Source organism: Pleomorphochaeta sp., from assembly GCF_050031695.1.
GTDB lineage: Bacteria > Spirochaetota > Spirochaetia > Sphaerochaetales > Sphaerochaetaceae > Pleomorphochaeta.
The window spans coordinates 78,836-93,475 of record NZ_JBNAIC010000013.1 but is presented as its reverse complement, the minus strand read 5'-3'; the positions used below and the strand labels follow the sequence as shown (position 1 = coordinate 93,475).

The following is a 14,640-nucleotide window of genomic DNA, read 5'->3' as shown; positions in this document are numbered from 1 at the left end:
CAATTATCTAGTTTTTTATATTCTCTAATATTTTTTTTATAAGAGAACAAATAAAATAAAACTCCCTTAGCTCAATAGCATTATGCAAAAGAAATTAGTGACATAAGTCAATTATAATTAATATGGTATCACTTAATAATGAAAAGTCAATATTGAGAGTTCTCTTTTATTTTTCTGTTACTATTGACAGAAACTGTGTTTCTGTTTATAGTAACATCTATATTTCTATAAATAGAAACAAAGAAGAGGCAATATGAATTTTTATCCAAATATAGAACAAGCAATGATATATGATGAAGCGTATAATATCATACCAATAAGTTATTCACTTTCTTTAGAAAATAAAACACCTTTAGAATTGCTTAACAAGTTAGAGAAAATAAGCAAGCATTGTTTTTTATTAGAATCATGTGAAGATAGCAAGGTTTGGGGTAGATACACATATATAGGCTTTAATCCGAGTTTAGAAATTACTCAGAAAAAAAACATGTTATGTATTAATTCAGCAACTTCAATAGAAATAGAAGTAGAGAAGCCACATAAATATATAAGAAAAATATTAAATGAAAATAAAAGTCCTAAAGTAGTAGGGCTTCCTCCTTTTACAGGCGGATTGGTAGGTTATTTTTCATATGATTTTATTTCATTTAGTGAACCTACATTAAAATTAGATGCTGTAGATGAAGAAGACTTTAAAGATATTGATTTAATGCTTTTTGATAAAATAATAGCAATTGATAATTTAAAGAAAAAAATCTACTTAATAATTAACGTTAAGAGAGAAAACTTTGAATCAAATTTTAAAAAAGCAACTATGGAGTTAAAAAGCTTAAGAGATTTAATTTTAGAAAAAGAATATATACCTGAAGAAAAAGGAAAGTTATTAGCTCCTCTTAAACCTTTATTTAGTAAAGAAGAGTTTTGTGAAATGGTTGAAAAAGCAAAGAATTATATTTATGAGGGAGATATTTTTCAAGTTGTTCTTTCAAATAGACTATGTGCACCATATAAGGGAAGTCTAAAATCAGTATATAGCTATTTAAGAAAAACAAATCCTTCTCCATATATGTTTTATTTTGTAAGTGATCATATTGAATTAACAGGGGCCTCTCCTGAAACCCTAGTAAAACTTGAGGGCTCAAAGTTGAGTACTTTTCCTTTAGCTGGGACGAGGAAAAGAGGGAAAGATAAAAAAGAAGATAAAGCTTTAGAAAAAGAGTTGTTAAATGATCCTAAAGAGGTATCTGAACATAATATGTTAGTAGATTTAAGTAGAAATGATATTGGTAAAATAAGCAAATTTAGTTCTGTAAAAGTTGAAGATTATATGCAAATATTAAAATTTTCTCATGTTATGCACATTGGCTCAACTGTCACAGGTATAATTAAAGATGAACTAGATTCTCTTGATGCAATTGATTCAATCCTTCCAGCCGGTACTCTCTCCGGTGCTCCTAAAATTCGAGCTTGTGAAATAATAAATGAGCTTGAAAATAATAAAAGAGGTGTATATGGAGGGGCTATTGGATATCTATCATTCAATGGTGGTTTAGATACTTGTATTGCTATTCGTCTTGCTTTTAAAAAAAATGGAAATGTTTATGTTAGAAGTGGAGCTGGAATTGTAAAAGATTCAGTAGCTGAAAATGAATATATTGAATGTATAAATAAAGCAAAAGCGGTAATTAATGCCTTGGAGGATAAATAAATGATTCTATTAATCGATAATTATGATAGCTTTAGTTATAACCTTTACCAATTAATAGGTGAAATTAATCAAGATATAAAGACAATACGTAATGATAAAATTACAATTGAAGAAATAGTTAGTCTAAATCCTGAAGCAATTATTCTTTCTCCAGGCCCTGGAAAACCAGAAGATGCCGGAATTTGTATAGAAGTTGTAAAACAGCTAAAAGGGAAAATTCCAATATTAGGTGTATGTTTAGGTCATCAAGCAATTTGTTGTGCATATGGGGCAACTGTAGATCATGCATCAACTATAATGCATGGCAAACAATCTCTTGCTACATTAAATCCAATAGCTGTATTTAAACAAATAGAAAGTCCACTTAAAGTAGCTAGATATCATAGTTTAGCTGTTGTAAAAGAAACTTTACCAAAGAATCTAATTGTAACAGCAGAAGTCAAAGAAACTAAGGAAGTTATGGCTGTTGAAGATCCTACAAATAGAATAGTTGGACTTCAATTCCATCCAGAATCAATTCTAACAAACAAAGGGTTAGATATAATTAAGAATTTTTTATTAGGAGAATAAATTTTGATTAAAGACGCAATTATAAAATTATCAAAAAAAGAAGATTTAGATTCTTTCACAGCTGAAACAGTTATGGATGAAATAATGAGTGGTAAAGCTAGCAATCTACAAATAGGTGCATATTTAATAGCTTTATCTATGAAAGGTGAAACTATTGAAGAGATTACAGCTTCTGCAAAAATTATGAGACAACATGCTGTAAAATTACTTAATGATTTAGATGTTTTAGAAATTGTTGGAACAGGTGGAGATCATTCTAATTCTTTTAATATTTCAACAACTTCATCGATAGTTGTTGCAGCTTGTGGTATTCCTATTGCAAAACATGGGAACAGAGCGGCTTCTAGTAAATGTGGTGCTGCTGACGTATTAGAGAGTTTAGGTGTAAATATAACTATTGAAGCAGATCAAGCTAAACAAGTATTAGATAAAATTGGAATTTGTTTTTTATTTGCTCAAAAATATCATTCAGCAATGAGATTTGTTGCTCCTGTGAGAAAAGAATTATCCATTAGAACTATTTTTAATATTTTAGGTCCATTATCAAATCCTGCGGGAGCTTCATTTCAACTCATGGGTGTTTATGATGAAGAATTAGTAGAACCTTTAGCACAAGTTCTTTTGAATTTGGGAGTAAAAAGAGGTTTGGTTGTTTATGGTCTTGAAGGCCTTGATGAAATTTCAATGGTTGGTAAAACGAAAGTTTGTGAGATTCGAAATGGTTGGGTTAAAAATTATGAAATAGATCCAAGAGATTATGGGTTTGATTTGTGTAAGAAAGAAGATTTAGAAGGTGGAACACCTGAAGAAAATGCAAAGATAATAAAAGATATTTTTAATGGAAAACTTGGTCCAAAGAGAGATACTGTTGTTCTAAATAGTGCTGCTGCATTATACATTGCTAGAGATGATTTAACTTTAGATAAAGCTATTGCTGAAGTGAAAGATGTTATTGATAGTAAGAAAGCATTAGAAAAACTTAACCAAATGGTTGAAGCAACTAATGAGGTATAGTCAATGATTTTAGATGAAATTGCTTTAAAGACAAAAGCTAGGTTAGATATAATAACTAATGAAAAAAGAGATGATATGGAGAAGAAGGCATTTAGTAATAATATAAATAATGATTTTCCATTTTATAAAGCATTAGCTAAACCTGATATTTCATATATAGCTGAGGTAAAAAAAGCGTCTCCATCAAAAGGCTTAATTTGTAAAGATTTTAATCCAGTTGATATTGCAAAAGAATATGAAAGAATAAAGATTGATGCAATATCGGTGTTAACTGAACAAGATTTTTTTCAAGGTCATCCAAATTATCTCTCAGAGATAAATAAAAATGTAATGATTCCAACTCTTAGAAAAGATTTTATTATTGATAAATTTCAAATACATGAAGCTAAAGTTATTAATGCTAAAGCAGTATTGTTAATATGTGCATTATTAGATTTAAGTTCATTATCTAATTTATATAAAGAAGCTACTTCTTTAGGATTAGATGTCTTAGTTGAAGCTCATAGTAGAGAAGAAATAGATATGGCTCTCTCAATAGATGCAAAAATAATAGGGATTAATAATAGAGATTTAAAAACATTTGTTGTTGATTTAAATACTAGTAAAAAAATGAGGAAGTATATTCCTAGTAATAAAATCATGGTAAGTGAAAGTGGTTATTCTAAACGAGAAGATATAATAAAAGCAAAAGAAATTGGAGTTGATGCACTGTTAATTGGAGAATCATTTATGAAATCATCTTCTAAAGAAGAGTTACTAAAAACATTCAAAGGATAAATTTTGTGAATACTAAACTTAAAATTTGTGGAATAAGAAGAGAAGAAGATATATTGATGGTTAATAGGATAAAACCACAATATATTGGTTTTGTTTTTGCAAAAAGTAAACGTCAAATTGATTTAAAAACAGCCATTAATTTAAAATCTAAATTATATCCTAACATAAAAAGTGTTGGTGTATTTGTAGATGAGCCAATAACTAATGTTATTAGAGCTGTAGAGAGTAAAGCTATTGATATAGTGCAATTACACGGTTATGAATCAAATTTATATATTTCCCAAATAAAGAGTTTAGTAAATGTTGAAGTAATAAAAGCTATAAGAATAAATAAAGAGTTTAATAAGAATATAGATTTTTCTGCTGCTGATTATCTATTAATTGATAGTGGTAAAGGAAGTGGAAAAGTTTTTGATTGGAATATATCAGTTAATTTTAATAAACCATTATTTATTGCTGGTGGTATTAATATAGAAAATATAGAAGATGCTTTTATAAAATTTAAACCTTTTGCTTTTGATCTAAGTAGTAGTGTGGAAGAAAATGGGGTTAAAAATTTTGATAAAATGAAAGAGATTCATTTAAAGTTAGAATCACTAAATGGAGAATATTATGAATAAAGGATATTTTGGAAAACATGGTGGGCAGTATATTCCTGAAACGCTCATGAATGCAATTATTGAGTTAGAAGAGGCATATAATAAATATAAAGATGATAATGAGTTTAATGAAGAGTTAACTTATCTACTAAATGAATATGCTAATCGTCCTTCTAGGTTATACTTTGCTAAAAGAATGAGTGAAGATTTAGGTGGAGCTAAAATATATTTAAAAAGAGAAGATTTAAATCACACTGGTGCACATAAAATTAATAATGTGTTAGGTCAATGTTTGCTTGCAAAAAAAATGAAAAAAACTAGAGTTATTGCAGAAACTGGAGCGGGTCAACATGGTGTTGCAACTGCTACAGCAGCTGCTTTAATGGGCTTAGAATGTGAAATATTTATGGGCCAAGAAGATATAGAAAGACAAGCTCTTAATGTTTATAAAATGAAATTGTTAGGAGCTAAGGTAAATAGTGTTACTAATGGTACTGCAACATTAAAAGATGCAGTTTCTCAAACTATGAGAGAATGGACTAATAGAATTAGTGATACTCATTACGTATTAGGCAGTGTTATGGGACCTCATCCTTTTCCAACAATAGTTAGAGATTTTCAAGCTATTATATCGAAAGAAATTAAACAGCAAATTTTAGAAAAAGAAGGTAGATTGCCGGATGCTGTATTAGCTTGTGTTGGTGGTGGCTCTAATGCTATTGGAGCTTTTTATCATTTTATTGAAGATAAAGATGTAAGATTGATTGGGCTTGAAGCAGCAGGTTTAGGAGCTGAAACAGAAAGAACTGCAGCAACTATAACTGTTGGAAAGCTTGGTATTTTTCATGGAATGAAGAGCTATTTTTGCCAAGATGACTATGGACAAATTAAACCTGTTTATTCAATCTCCGCGGGGTTAGACTATCCAGGTGTTGGGCCAGAGCATTCTCATTTATATGATACTAAGCGAGCAGAATATTTTCCTATAACTGATGAAATGTCAGTTCAAGCTTTTGAATATTTATCACGTATAGAAGGTATTATTCCTGCAATAGAAAGTTCCCATGCTTTAGCTTATGCAATTGAATTAGCTCCAACAATGTCTAAAGATAAAATAATAGTTGTAAATTTATCTGGAAGAGGAGATAAAGATTGCGTTTCTATTGCTAAATACAGAGGAGAAGATATAAATGAGTAAAATAAATCAAGTTTTTGAAGAAGGTAAAGCTTTTATACCTTTTATAACTGTTGGGGACCCAGATTTAGAAACTACCGAAAAACTAATTTATGCATTAGAAGATGCAGGTTCAAATTTAATAGAACTTGGGATCCCTTTTTCAGATCCAACTGCAGAAGGACCTGTAATTATGGGTGCTAGTGAGAGAGCTTTAAATAATAAAATCTGTACAGATGATGTATTTAAATTAGTTAAAAAAGTTAGAAAAAACACTCAAATACCTTTAGCTTTTATGACTTATGCAAATGTTGTTTATAGCTATGGAATAGAAAGATTTGCAAAAAAATCAGAAGAAGTAGGTATAGATGCATTAATTTTGCCTGATGTTCCTTTTGAAGAGAAAAGTGAATTTGAGACTGTATTGAATAAACACAATATAGATTTAATATCTTTAGTAGCTCCAACCTCAAAAGGTAGGGTTGAGAAGATTGCAAAAGAGGCAAATGGTTTTATATACTGTGTATCTTCTTTAGGAGTTACCGGCGAGAGAAGTTCATTTAGTAATAATTTAGATCAACTGATAAAAACTATTAAAACTGTTAGACCTAATTTACCCTGTGCTATTGGTTTTGGTATAAGCAATAAAGTTCAGGCACATGAAATGGCTAAAATTTCTGATGGTGCAATAGTAGGTTCGGCAATAGTTCGAATAATCGAAAAACACGGAAGAAATTGTGTTCCTTTTGTAAAAGAGTTTGCAAAAGAATTAAAATTAGGTGTTATCCAATAATCCCAAAATATATAATCAATATAAAAATGTAAAAAATAATGAGGAACTATGTAAACATAATTCCTCTTTTTTAAATTATATTAGTTACCTTGTTTAAGTTAACAATACTTTTCATAAATTTTCTAAAAATGAATTAATTCAAATAATAAGTACTAGCAAAAATAAATTGTGAAAGATGTAATAATATTTTATGTAAATATAATTACATCATAATTAAAGTTATTAAATAGTGAAATAAGTAATTATTTAAATGTTTGTAACAAACAATTATATGTTAATTATCTATAGACTGTTGCTTAAATTATTAACGATTGAAAGGCTTTAATGCCTTTGTTTAAAACTAGTTAATTACTTTCGTCATTTATTAGAATTACCTTTTTCATTGAAGTGAAAATATCTAATAAATATTATATTCACATTAATCTTTTAAGGAAGGTCGGATGAAGAAATATTTATTTTTTTTTACTGTATTCTTTGCTAGTATTTCACCAATAATAGCAAATCCATTAGTCATAAATGAAGAGAGTGCTGTAGATTTAGCAGTTGCCCAAAATTATGAATTGAAATCCTCATATATTGAATTAGAAAAAACAAAAGATCAATATGAGAATAGTTGGAATGTCTTATTACCTGATTTATCTTTTGAAACTTCAATTACTAATACGAATGGAATAGTAGATACTTCTGTTGATAATTCATTAACATTAACTAGTTCATTTGTTTCAAGTGTTTCTCTAAATAAATCTAGTCGATATTATATGGAATATGACAAATTATCTTATGAAGCACAAAATATTTTATATCAATATGATCAAGAAGCTCTAAAATTAGAAGTTAAAAAGGCATATTATTATTTGATTGCATACAAACAAAGTCTTCAGTTAGAAAAGATGAATCTAGATTTAGCATATAAAAGATATATTCAAATGGAGATGAATTATAAATATGGACTGGTATCAGAACTAGATGTATTAGAGTCTCAAAGTACTTATGAAAATTTAAAACCATCATATACTAGTGCGAATACTTCATATGAAACTCAATTAATGGCTTTTAAAGCATTATTAGGAATTGATATAGACCAAGAAATTGAATTAGAAGGTGGTTTAGATATAGAAATTTTAACTTTAAATTCAGATAAACTAATTTCTAATTATATAAATAACCGATTAGATTTAGTTAGTGCTCAAAAATCAATAGAAATAGAAGAAATTTTATTAGATATAGAAAAAGCAAGTGATCTTTATCCAATCTTTAATTTAAGTTTAGATTATAGTGTATATAATTCTGATCTTTTTGATTCTGATTGGTCTGATAGTGTATCTCTTAATGCCACAATTTCTATTCCCATAAATGGATATATAGATGGCAGTGAAGAAGATATTGTCATATCTGATGCTAAAAGATGTGTTAATCAAGCTCAGTTAAGTTATCAAAATACATTAGAAGAAGCAAAAATAGAAATTGAAACTCTAATTCTTGAAATTAATGGATATAAAGAAAGCATGGAAATAAGTGAAATTGCAATTGATATTTCTCAAAAAACATATGATGCAAATGTAGAAGCTTATGAATTAGGTACTTGTGAATTACTAAATCTTGAAGAAGCTCAAAATACATTATTCTCAGCTAAACAAGATTTACTAACAAGTCAATATAATTATTTATCCGCAATATTAGATTTAGAATATGCTTTAAATGTATCTTCTGACGACATTAAATCTGTTAATTAAAAATATAAAAAGGAATTATTAATGAATAAAAACAAGAAAAATAAAAAAACTGGAGTTTTTTTAGTCATATTAATTATTTTAGCAATCGGTGCTTTAGGTTATTATATCTATTTTGATGATAGCAATAACACTATGATGAGAGGGCCTTTAATGGACTCTAAAGAAATGTCATATACTGTTTATGTAGAAGAAATGAGTCCTACAACTATGACAAATTATTTGGAATTTAATGGTGATGTTGTAGCGCAAAAAAGTATTGATATTTACCCAGATGTAACAGGTGAAATCTCTTCAGTTAAAGTCTCCTTAGGTGATTATATTGAAAAGGGAGATATAATTGTTGAAGTTGATCCATCTTTACCTGGTCAAAATTATTCTGTAAATCCAGTTGAATCCACAATTGATGGAACAATAACTGACTTACCGTTTGATGAAGGAGATCAAGTCTCTTCAACTTCTACCTCTATAGCTACAGTTGGTGATTTAAGTGAATTAGAATTAGATTGTTTTATTTCAGAGAAATATATGTCTTATATACAATTAGGATTAGATGCTGAAATAACATTTGAGTCTTATGAAGGCCAAATTTTCAAAGGTAGTGTTGTAGAAATTAGTCCAGTATTAGACAGTTCTACTAGAACATTAGAGATAAAGATTAAATTAGATGAAAATAAAGACAATATAGTTAAAACAGGTATGTTTGGTTCTATAAAATTAATTACTGAAGTTAAGGATGATGTTTTATCAATCCCATCGTCTTGTATATCAAGTGGGGATGAAGGATATTTTGTATATGTAGTATCTAGTGATAATTTAGCAAAATTAACATATGTAGAAACTGGTATAGAAATAGATGGAAGAATAGAAATAATAAGTGGATTAGAAGAAGGTGATTTAGTTATTACACGTGGTCAAAGTATGCTTAAAAATGGTTCAACCATTAATATTGCACAATAGAGGGAGATAGATTATGAATTTAACTAAAACAGTAGTCCATCGACCAGTTGCAGTAGTAATATTATTTACTTTATTAATAGGTTTAGCTTGCTTCTTAGTTCCTCAAATACCTGTAGAATTATTTCCTGATTCAGATAGGCCCGTTGTTATGGTTAGTACTACATATAATGGTGCTGCACCTGAAGATGTAGAAGAAAATGTTACTGAAATATTAGAGGAACAATTATCTAATGTTAGTGATTTAGAGACAATTACTTCAACTTCAGCAGAAGGTGTTTCTGTTATTAATCTTGAATTTGATTATTCAAAAGATTTAGACGATGCTACAAATGATATAAGAGATAAAAGAGACCAAGTAGTAGATATGTTACCTGATGATGCTTCTACTCCTGTATTATATAAAATGAGTTCCTCAGATATGCCAATCATGACATTAGCACTAGATGGTGATATTTCTCAAAATGAATTATATGAAGTAGCTACAGATCAAGTTGAATCTTTATTAGAAAGATTAACGGGTGTTTCTTCAGTTTCAGTTCAAGGTGGACAAGATAAAATTGTTAAAGTTGAAGTTTCTCAAAATAGGCTAGAGGCTTACAACATTTCATTAACTGAAGTTGCAGCAGCTCTTGATAATCAAAATTATCAAATTGGTTCTGGTGATATTGTAGAAGGTGATAAAGATTATATAATTCGAACGGATGAAGAATTTTCCTCTTTAGAAGAAGTCTCTAATGTTATAATCAAGGATAATGTGTTACTAAAAGATATAGCGGATATTGAGTTTGGATATACAGATGAGAGTGATAGAGTATATATAAATGATAAATTTGGAGTTCAATTATCTATAACAAAAGAATCTGATGCAAATAGTGTAGAAGTTTCAGAGATAGTAAATGCTTCATTAGCTTCAATTAATAATCAATTGCCAGATGGAGTTGAACTTAATATTATATCAGATGATTCTTCAGAAATATCTGCAGTCCTTAATCAAACCTATCTAGCATTAATTGAAGGTATATTACTTGCAATGGTAGTCTTGTTTATATTTTTAAGAAACTGGTCAAGTACTTTAATAATTGCACTATCGATACCAATATCCATATTTATTACCATTTTATTCATGTATTTTATGGGTCTATCTTTAAATTTAATGACATTAACTGGATTAATACTTGGGCTAGGAATGGTTGTTGACTGTTCAATTGTTGTTCAAGAAAATATTTTTAAATTTAGAGAACGTGGTACGAAGTTAAAGGCAGCTGCAGAGTTAGGAACTAAAGAAATGAAGATGTCAATTACAGCTTCAACATTAACAACTATTTGTGTATTTATTCCTATAATTTTATTTTCTGATAAATTAGAAGGGTTTGGAACAATGCTTTCTGCATTATCATGGACAATAGCTATAGCATTATTAGTTTCACTTTTAGTGGCTTTAACATTAGTTCCTTCAGTTTCTGCTAATTATTTAAAAATATATACAAGAACTCAAAAAGGTATCAAGAATAGATTCTTAGAAAAAATAGATAAGATATTTGAAAATTTCTTTAAAAGTATTGATAAACTTTATGAAAGACAACTAAACGCGTTATATACTCATAAAAAGAAAACATTATTATTAGTTTTATTAATATTAATGATATCAATATATCAGTTTAGTTCATTAGGAATAATTCTAGCTCCTAATATGAGTTCAGATTCATTAAGTGTTTCTCTTGAATTACCTACAGGAACAACTTTAGATGAGACTGAAATAGATACAATGCAATTAGTTAATATTATTAAAGAAGTTGGTGGTTATAATGATATGATTGTAACAATAGGGGAGTCAGCATATTTTGGAGCTACAACTTATACTAATAAATCAACGATAGATTTAATATTCCCAGATGCTGTTGATCAAAGTGTAACAGTTGACGATATGAAGTCTATTTTAAGGGAACATTTTAATGATTTTGCTGGTGCTAGTGTTGAATTTACTTCTAATGGGCCTGGAATGAGTAATGATGATCCTGTAGATATCCTAATAAAATCAGATAGTTTAGAAGATGCTTCTTCTTTTGCCACATTGGTAAAAGAAAAGATTGAAGAAACTTTATATAATATTACTGAACCTGTAACTGATATGGATGATGGATTACCTCAATATGAAGTAGTTATAGATAGAGAAAGAGCTTACGATTTAGGTCTTGATATGTATACTATTGGTAGTGAAATTGCAGCATGTATCGATGGTACAACAGCTACTGTTTATAAAGATAGTGGTGATGAACTAGATGTTCAATTAATATTAAAAGATTCAGATAGATCTAATATACCAGATTTAAATAAAATCTTTGTAACAAATGATGAAGGGCAACGGATTGCAGTTTCAAATGTTGCGGAACTAATAAAATCAACTTCCCCAATATCAATAAGTAGAGAAGATGGAACAAATGTTGTTCATGTAACAGGTTCTTTAGCTGATGGATATGCTTCCTCACAAGCCCAAGTGGATATTGAAAATATATTAGAAAATGAATTAGTAATCCCTGATGGTGTTTCATATACTTTAAGTGGAGATTTTGAAGATATTGATAATATGTTTACTCAAATTTCAATAATAGCAATAATTGCAATTTTATTAGTTTTTGGTATCATGGCAGCACAATTTGAATCACTAAAAGATCCATTAATAGTATTAAGTTCAATTCCACTAATGTTTATAGGTATTATTTGGTTTTATAAACTAACAGGTAATACATTTAGTATGATGAGTGCTGTAGGAGTCGTTGTATTAGTTGGGCTTGTAGTAAATAGCGGTATTGTTTTAGTTGACTATATTAATTTACAGTTAAAAAGAGGTAAATCTCTTAGAAATGCTTGTATTAGTGCTGCAGGTAGTAGATTAAGACCTATATTAATGTCAGCAACAACAACTATTTTGGGTATGATTCCATTAGCATTTTTTGGAGGAGCAGGAACTGAGCAAGTTCAACCAATTGCCCAAACAATTATTGGTGGATTATTAGCAAGTACAATAATGACATTATTTGTTACACCATTGTTATTTGCTGTTTTAAATAAAAGGAAATATCATGATTAGATTAGAAATAATAGCAAATAATACGGTAGAAAGTGACATCTATAAAGCCCTTAATGATGTTGAAGAAGGCTTTAATTATACAAGATTGAATAATGTCCATGGTCGTGGTAACTCAGATCCAAGAATGGGTGATAATGTTTGGCCAGAAGAAAATTTTGTCTATATAATTTATACAGATGATTCTACTGGAGAAAAAATGATAACTTCTATTAAAGAAATAAAAAAGAAATTCAAAATAGAAGGAATAAAAGTGTTCTATATAGCTTTCAATGAGATTTAGTTATAAGATTTGATAAATATTCTTTTGCACCCCAAAATTAGTTTGTAATATACTAATTTGGGGTGCTTATTTTTTACTAGAAAGAAAACTGTTATTTATTATAACTTACTTTTTGTTAAGTATAAAATTTTAATTTAACTTTTATATCCTTTAAAATATAGTATTTTTCTATAATATGGGAAAAAATATATTTTTTTTGTTGACATATGGAAAAAACAGATTTACGCTAATTTTGTAATTAGACATTATTTTTTTATTTTTTTTGACTATTTTTTGTAATTTAGTGACTCAAAATTAATTAAAAAAAAGTAGATAGTTTTATTAATTACAATGTTTTCATTTATTAATATAAAAGGAGTTTAAAAATGAAAAAAGGTTTTTTATTATTAGGTATTGTATTATTTGCATGTCTACCATTAATGGCAAATGGACAACAAGAAAGTTCTTCTGATAGCGTTGAACCTATTACTATGAAAATTGGTCATAGCTTTAGTGTTGATACTGCTCGTCATCAAGCTTTATCTTTATTTGAAAAAAATGTTGAAGAGAGATCTGGTGGAAGAATCGATGTTGAACTATATCCATCTAGTGAACTTGGTACTGAAATGCAAATGTTAGAAGCAATAAAAATGAATTCATTAGAAGGTTTACAATGTGGTCCTTTTGAAGATGCTTCACCTCAATTATTAGTATTTACTATGCCTTTCTTATTTTCTGATATGGAACAAGTACATAAAGTAACTCGTAGTGATTATGTTGCTGATTTAGTAAAATGTACTGAAGCAAATGGAATTAAAGTATTAGCTGTTGGTGATAGCGGAGAATTTAGACAATTTACAAATAATGTTCGTCCAATTGAAGAACCTGCTGATTTAGAAGGATTAAAAATAAGAACACCTCCAATGGATAGTATTATTAAAATTGTTGGAACATTAGGTGGTAATCCAGTTTCTATTCCTTTTAGTGAATTATATATGGCTTTAAAAACAGGTGTTGCTGATGGTCAAGAAAATCCATTTACAAACATTGAATCTAAAAAACTATATGAAGTACAAAAATATCTATCAGTAGTAAATTATCAATATCATGCTGAAATGTTATATGTTCCATTAGATTGGTATAATTCATTAGATGCTGATTTACAAGAAATCTTAGTTGATTGTGCTCATGAATCAATGTTGTTAAATGATGAGTTATTAGCTGGTGACTCTAAAACAGCTTATGATGTTCTTTCATCAAAAATGATTGTAAATACTATTTCAGATGCACAAAGAGATGTATTTATCGAAGCTTGTGAACCTGTTTATGATTATTACATTGAAGAAGGTGTTATTACTCAAGAAGAGTTAGATGAAATTCGTAGAATTGCTAATAATTAATAATTATAAGAATTAATTCAAATATATTATCCCTTGATATTATATATATCTTGGGATAATAAAAGGGTGTTTTATGTCAAAAATATTATCTCATCTATATGCCTTTTTTGATCAAGCTTGTAGATGTTTAATTTTCTTAATGACTATTTTAGTTATTATATCTGTATTTTTACGTTATGTGCTAGGAATCACTTTTATATGGGCTGAAGAGGCTATAACAATGTTGTTTATTGCTTCGAGTTTTTATGGTGCTGTGTTATGTGTTCATGAAGATGAGCATATAAGAATTGAATTTGTTTATGAAAAATTCTCACCTAAAGTACGTAAAATTATGAATATTATAATAGATTTTGTTATTCTTTTTGTTGAATTCTATATGACAAAATTAAGTCTTTTCTGGATTAGCAAAGTAGGCAATGTTCTTACAAATGGTATGAGAGTACCAATTAAGTATTTTTATTCTATGATTCCTATATCGTGTACAATAATCTGTATTTATTGCGTGATAAGCATAATAGTAAGAATTTATTCTTTAATTACTAATAAACAAATAGTGGAGGGAATGTAG

At 28.4% G+C, this 14,640-nt stretch carries 13 protein-coding genes; all 13 read left to right on the top strand.

The annotated features are described in order from the left end of the window. Nucleotides 1-253 precede the first annotated feature (253 nt). Nucleotides 254-1,708 carry an anthranilate synthase component I family protein gene (locus ACPKM0_RS02150; RefSeq protein WP_472473152.1) on the top strand — a complete coding sequence of 485 codons (1,455 nt, stop codon included), beginning with the start codon at nucleotides 254-256 and terminating at the stop codon, nucleotides 1,706-1,708. Next, nucleotides 1,709-2,278, top strand: coding sequence for an anthranilate synthase component II (locus ACPKM0_RS02145; RefSeq protein WP_472473151.1), 570 nt, complete (start codon nucleotides 1,709-1,711; stop codon nucleotides 2,276-2,278). Between the two features lie 3 nt (nucleotides 2,279-2,281). Then, nucleotides 2,282-3,292, top strand: a complete 1,011-nt coding sequence (gene trpD, locus ACPKM0_RS02140; RefSeq protein ID WP_472473150.1) for an anthranilate phosphoribosyltransferase — start codon at nucleotides 2,282-2,284, stop codon at nucleotides 3,290-3,292. A 3-nt stretch (nucleotides 3,293-3,295) separates the two neighbouring features. Continuing rightward, entirely contained in the window at nucleotides 3,296-4,069 is a 774-nt protein-coding gene (gene trpC, locus ACPKM0_RS02135) for an indole-3-glycerol phosphate synthase TrpC (protein WP_472473149.1), read from the top strand. Between the two features lie 5 nt (nucleotides 4,070-4,074). Beyond that, a complete protein-coding gene (locus ACPKM0_RS02130) occupies nucleotides 4,075-4,689 on the top strand; it encodes a phosphoribosylanthranilate isomerase (RefSeq protein WP_472473148.1) in 615 nt (204 codons plus the stop codon). Next, entirely contained in the window at nucleotides 4,682-5,866 is a 1,185-nt protein-coding gene (gene trpB, locus ACPKM0_RS02125; protein WP_472473147.1) for a tryptophan synthase subunit beta, read from the top strand. The genes ACPKM0_RS02130 and trpB overlap by 8 nt, the downstream gene beginning before the upstream one ends. After that, the gene (gene trpA / locus ACPKM0_RS02120) at nucleotides 5,859-6,635 is read left to right on the top strand and encodes a tryptophan synthase subunit alpha (protein ID WP_472473146.1); all 777 of its coding nucleotides are present in this window, start codon (nucleotides 5,859-5,861) and stop codon (nucleotides 6,633-6,635) included. The genes trpB and trpA overlap by 8 nt, the downstream gene beginning before the upstream one ends. 440 nt (nucleotides 6,636-7,075) lie before the next feature. Continuing rightward, nucleotides 7,076-8,368 (top strand): TolC family protein, encoded by a 1,293-nt coding sequence (locus ACPKM0_RS02115; protein ID WP_472473145.1) that lies wholly within the window; start codon nucleotides 7,076-7,078, stop codon nucleotides 8,366-8,368. Nucleotides 8,369-8,389: 21 nt separating this feature from the next. Continuing rightward, complete coding sequence (locus tag ACPKM0_RS02110) at nucleotides 8,390-9,325, top strand: efflux RND transporter periplasmic adaptor subunit (protein ID WP_472473144.1); 936 nt, start codon at nucleotides 8,390-8,392, stop codon at nucleotides 9,323-9,325. A 13-nt stretch (nucleotides 9,326-9,338) separates the two neighbouring features. Next, complete coding sequence (locus ACPKM0_RS02105) at nucleotides 9,339-12,413, top strand: efflux RND transporter permease subunit (RefSeq protein WP_472473143.1); 3,075 nt, start codon at nucleotides 9,339-9,341, stop codon at nucleotides 12,411-12,413. Beyond that, the gene (locus tag ACPKM0_RS02100) at nucleotides 12,406-12,693 is read left to right on the top strand and encodes a PG0541 family transporter-associated protein (protein ID WP_472473142.1); all 288 of its coding nucleotides are present in this window, start codon (nucleotides 12,406-12,408) and stop codon (nucleotides 12,691-12,693) included. Before ACPKM0_RS02105 ends, ACPKM0_RS02100 begins: the two co-directional genes overlap by 8 nt. A gap of 365 nt (nucleotides 12,694-13,058) precedes the next feature. Beyond that, nucleotides 13,059-14,072 (top strand): TRAP transporter substrate-binding protein, encoded by a 1,014-nt coding sequence (locus ACPKM0_RS02095; RefSeq protein WP_472473141.1) that lies wholly within the window; start codon nucleotides 13,059-13,061, stop codon nucleotides 14,070-14,072. Between the two features lie 73 nt (nucleotides 14,073-14,145). Further along, nucleotides 14,146-14,640, top strand: coding sequence for a TRAP transporter small permease (locus ACPKM0_RS02090; protein WP_472473140.1), 495 nt, complete (start codon nucleotides 14,146-14,148; stop codon nucleotides 14,638-14,640).

Coding starts and splice junctions, on each gene's coding strand:
- ACPKM0_RS02150 (WP_472473152.1), top strand. CDS start 254: ATGAATTTTTATCCAAATATAGAACAAGCAATGATATATGATGAAGCG.
- ACPKM0_RS02110 (WP_472473144.1), top strand. CDS start 8,390: ATGAATAAAAACAAGAAAAATAAAAAAACTGGAGTTTTTTTAGTCATA.
- trpA (WP_472473146.1), top strand. CDS start 5,859: ATGAGTAAAATAAATCAAGTTTTTGAAGAAGGTAAAGCTTTTATACCT.
- ACPKM0_RS02145 (WP_472473151.1), top strand. CDS start 1,709: ATGATTCTATTAATCGATAATTATGATAGCTTTAGTTATAACCTTTAC.
- ACPKM0_RS02100 (WP_472473142.1), top strand. CDS start 12,406: ATGATTAGATTAGAAATAATAGCAAATAATACGGTAGAAAGTGACATC.
- ACPKM0_RS02115 (WP_472473145.1), top strand. CDS start 7,076: ATGAAGAAATATTTATTTTTTTTTACTGTATTCTTTGCTAGTATTTCA.
- ACPKM0_RS02105 (WP_472473143.1), top strand. CDS start 9,339: ATGAATTTAACTAAAACAGTAGTCCATCGACCAGTTGCAGTAGTAATA.
- trpC (WP_472473149.1), top strand. CDS start 3,296: ATGATTTTAGATGAAATTGCTTTAAAGACAAAAGCTAGGTTAGATATA.
- ACPKM0_RS02090 (WP_472473140.1), top strand. CDS start 14,146: ATGTCAAAAATATTATCTCATCTATATGCCTTTTTTGATCAAGCTTGT.
- ACPKM0_RS02095 (WP_472473141.1), top strand. CDS start 13,059: ATGAAAAAAGGTTTTTTATTATTAGGTATTGTATTATTTGCATGTCTA.
- trpB (WP_472473147.1), top strand. CDS start 4,682: ATGAATAAAGGATATTTTGGAAAACATGGTGGGCAGTATATTCCTGAA.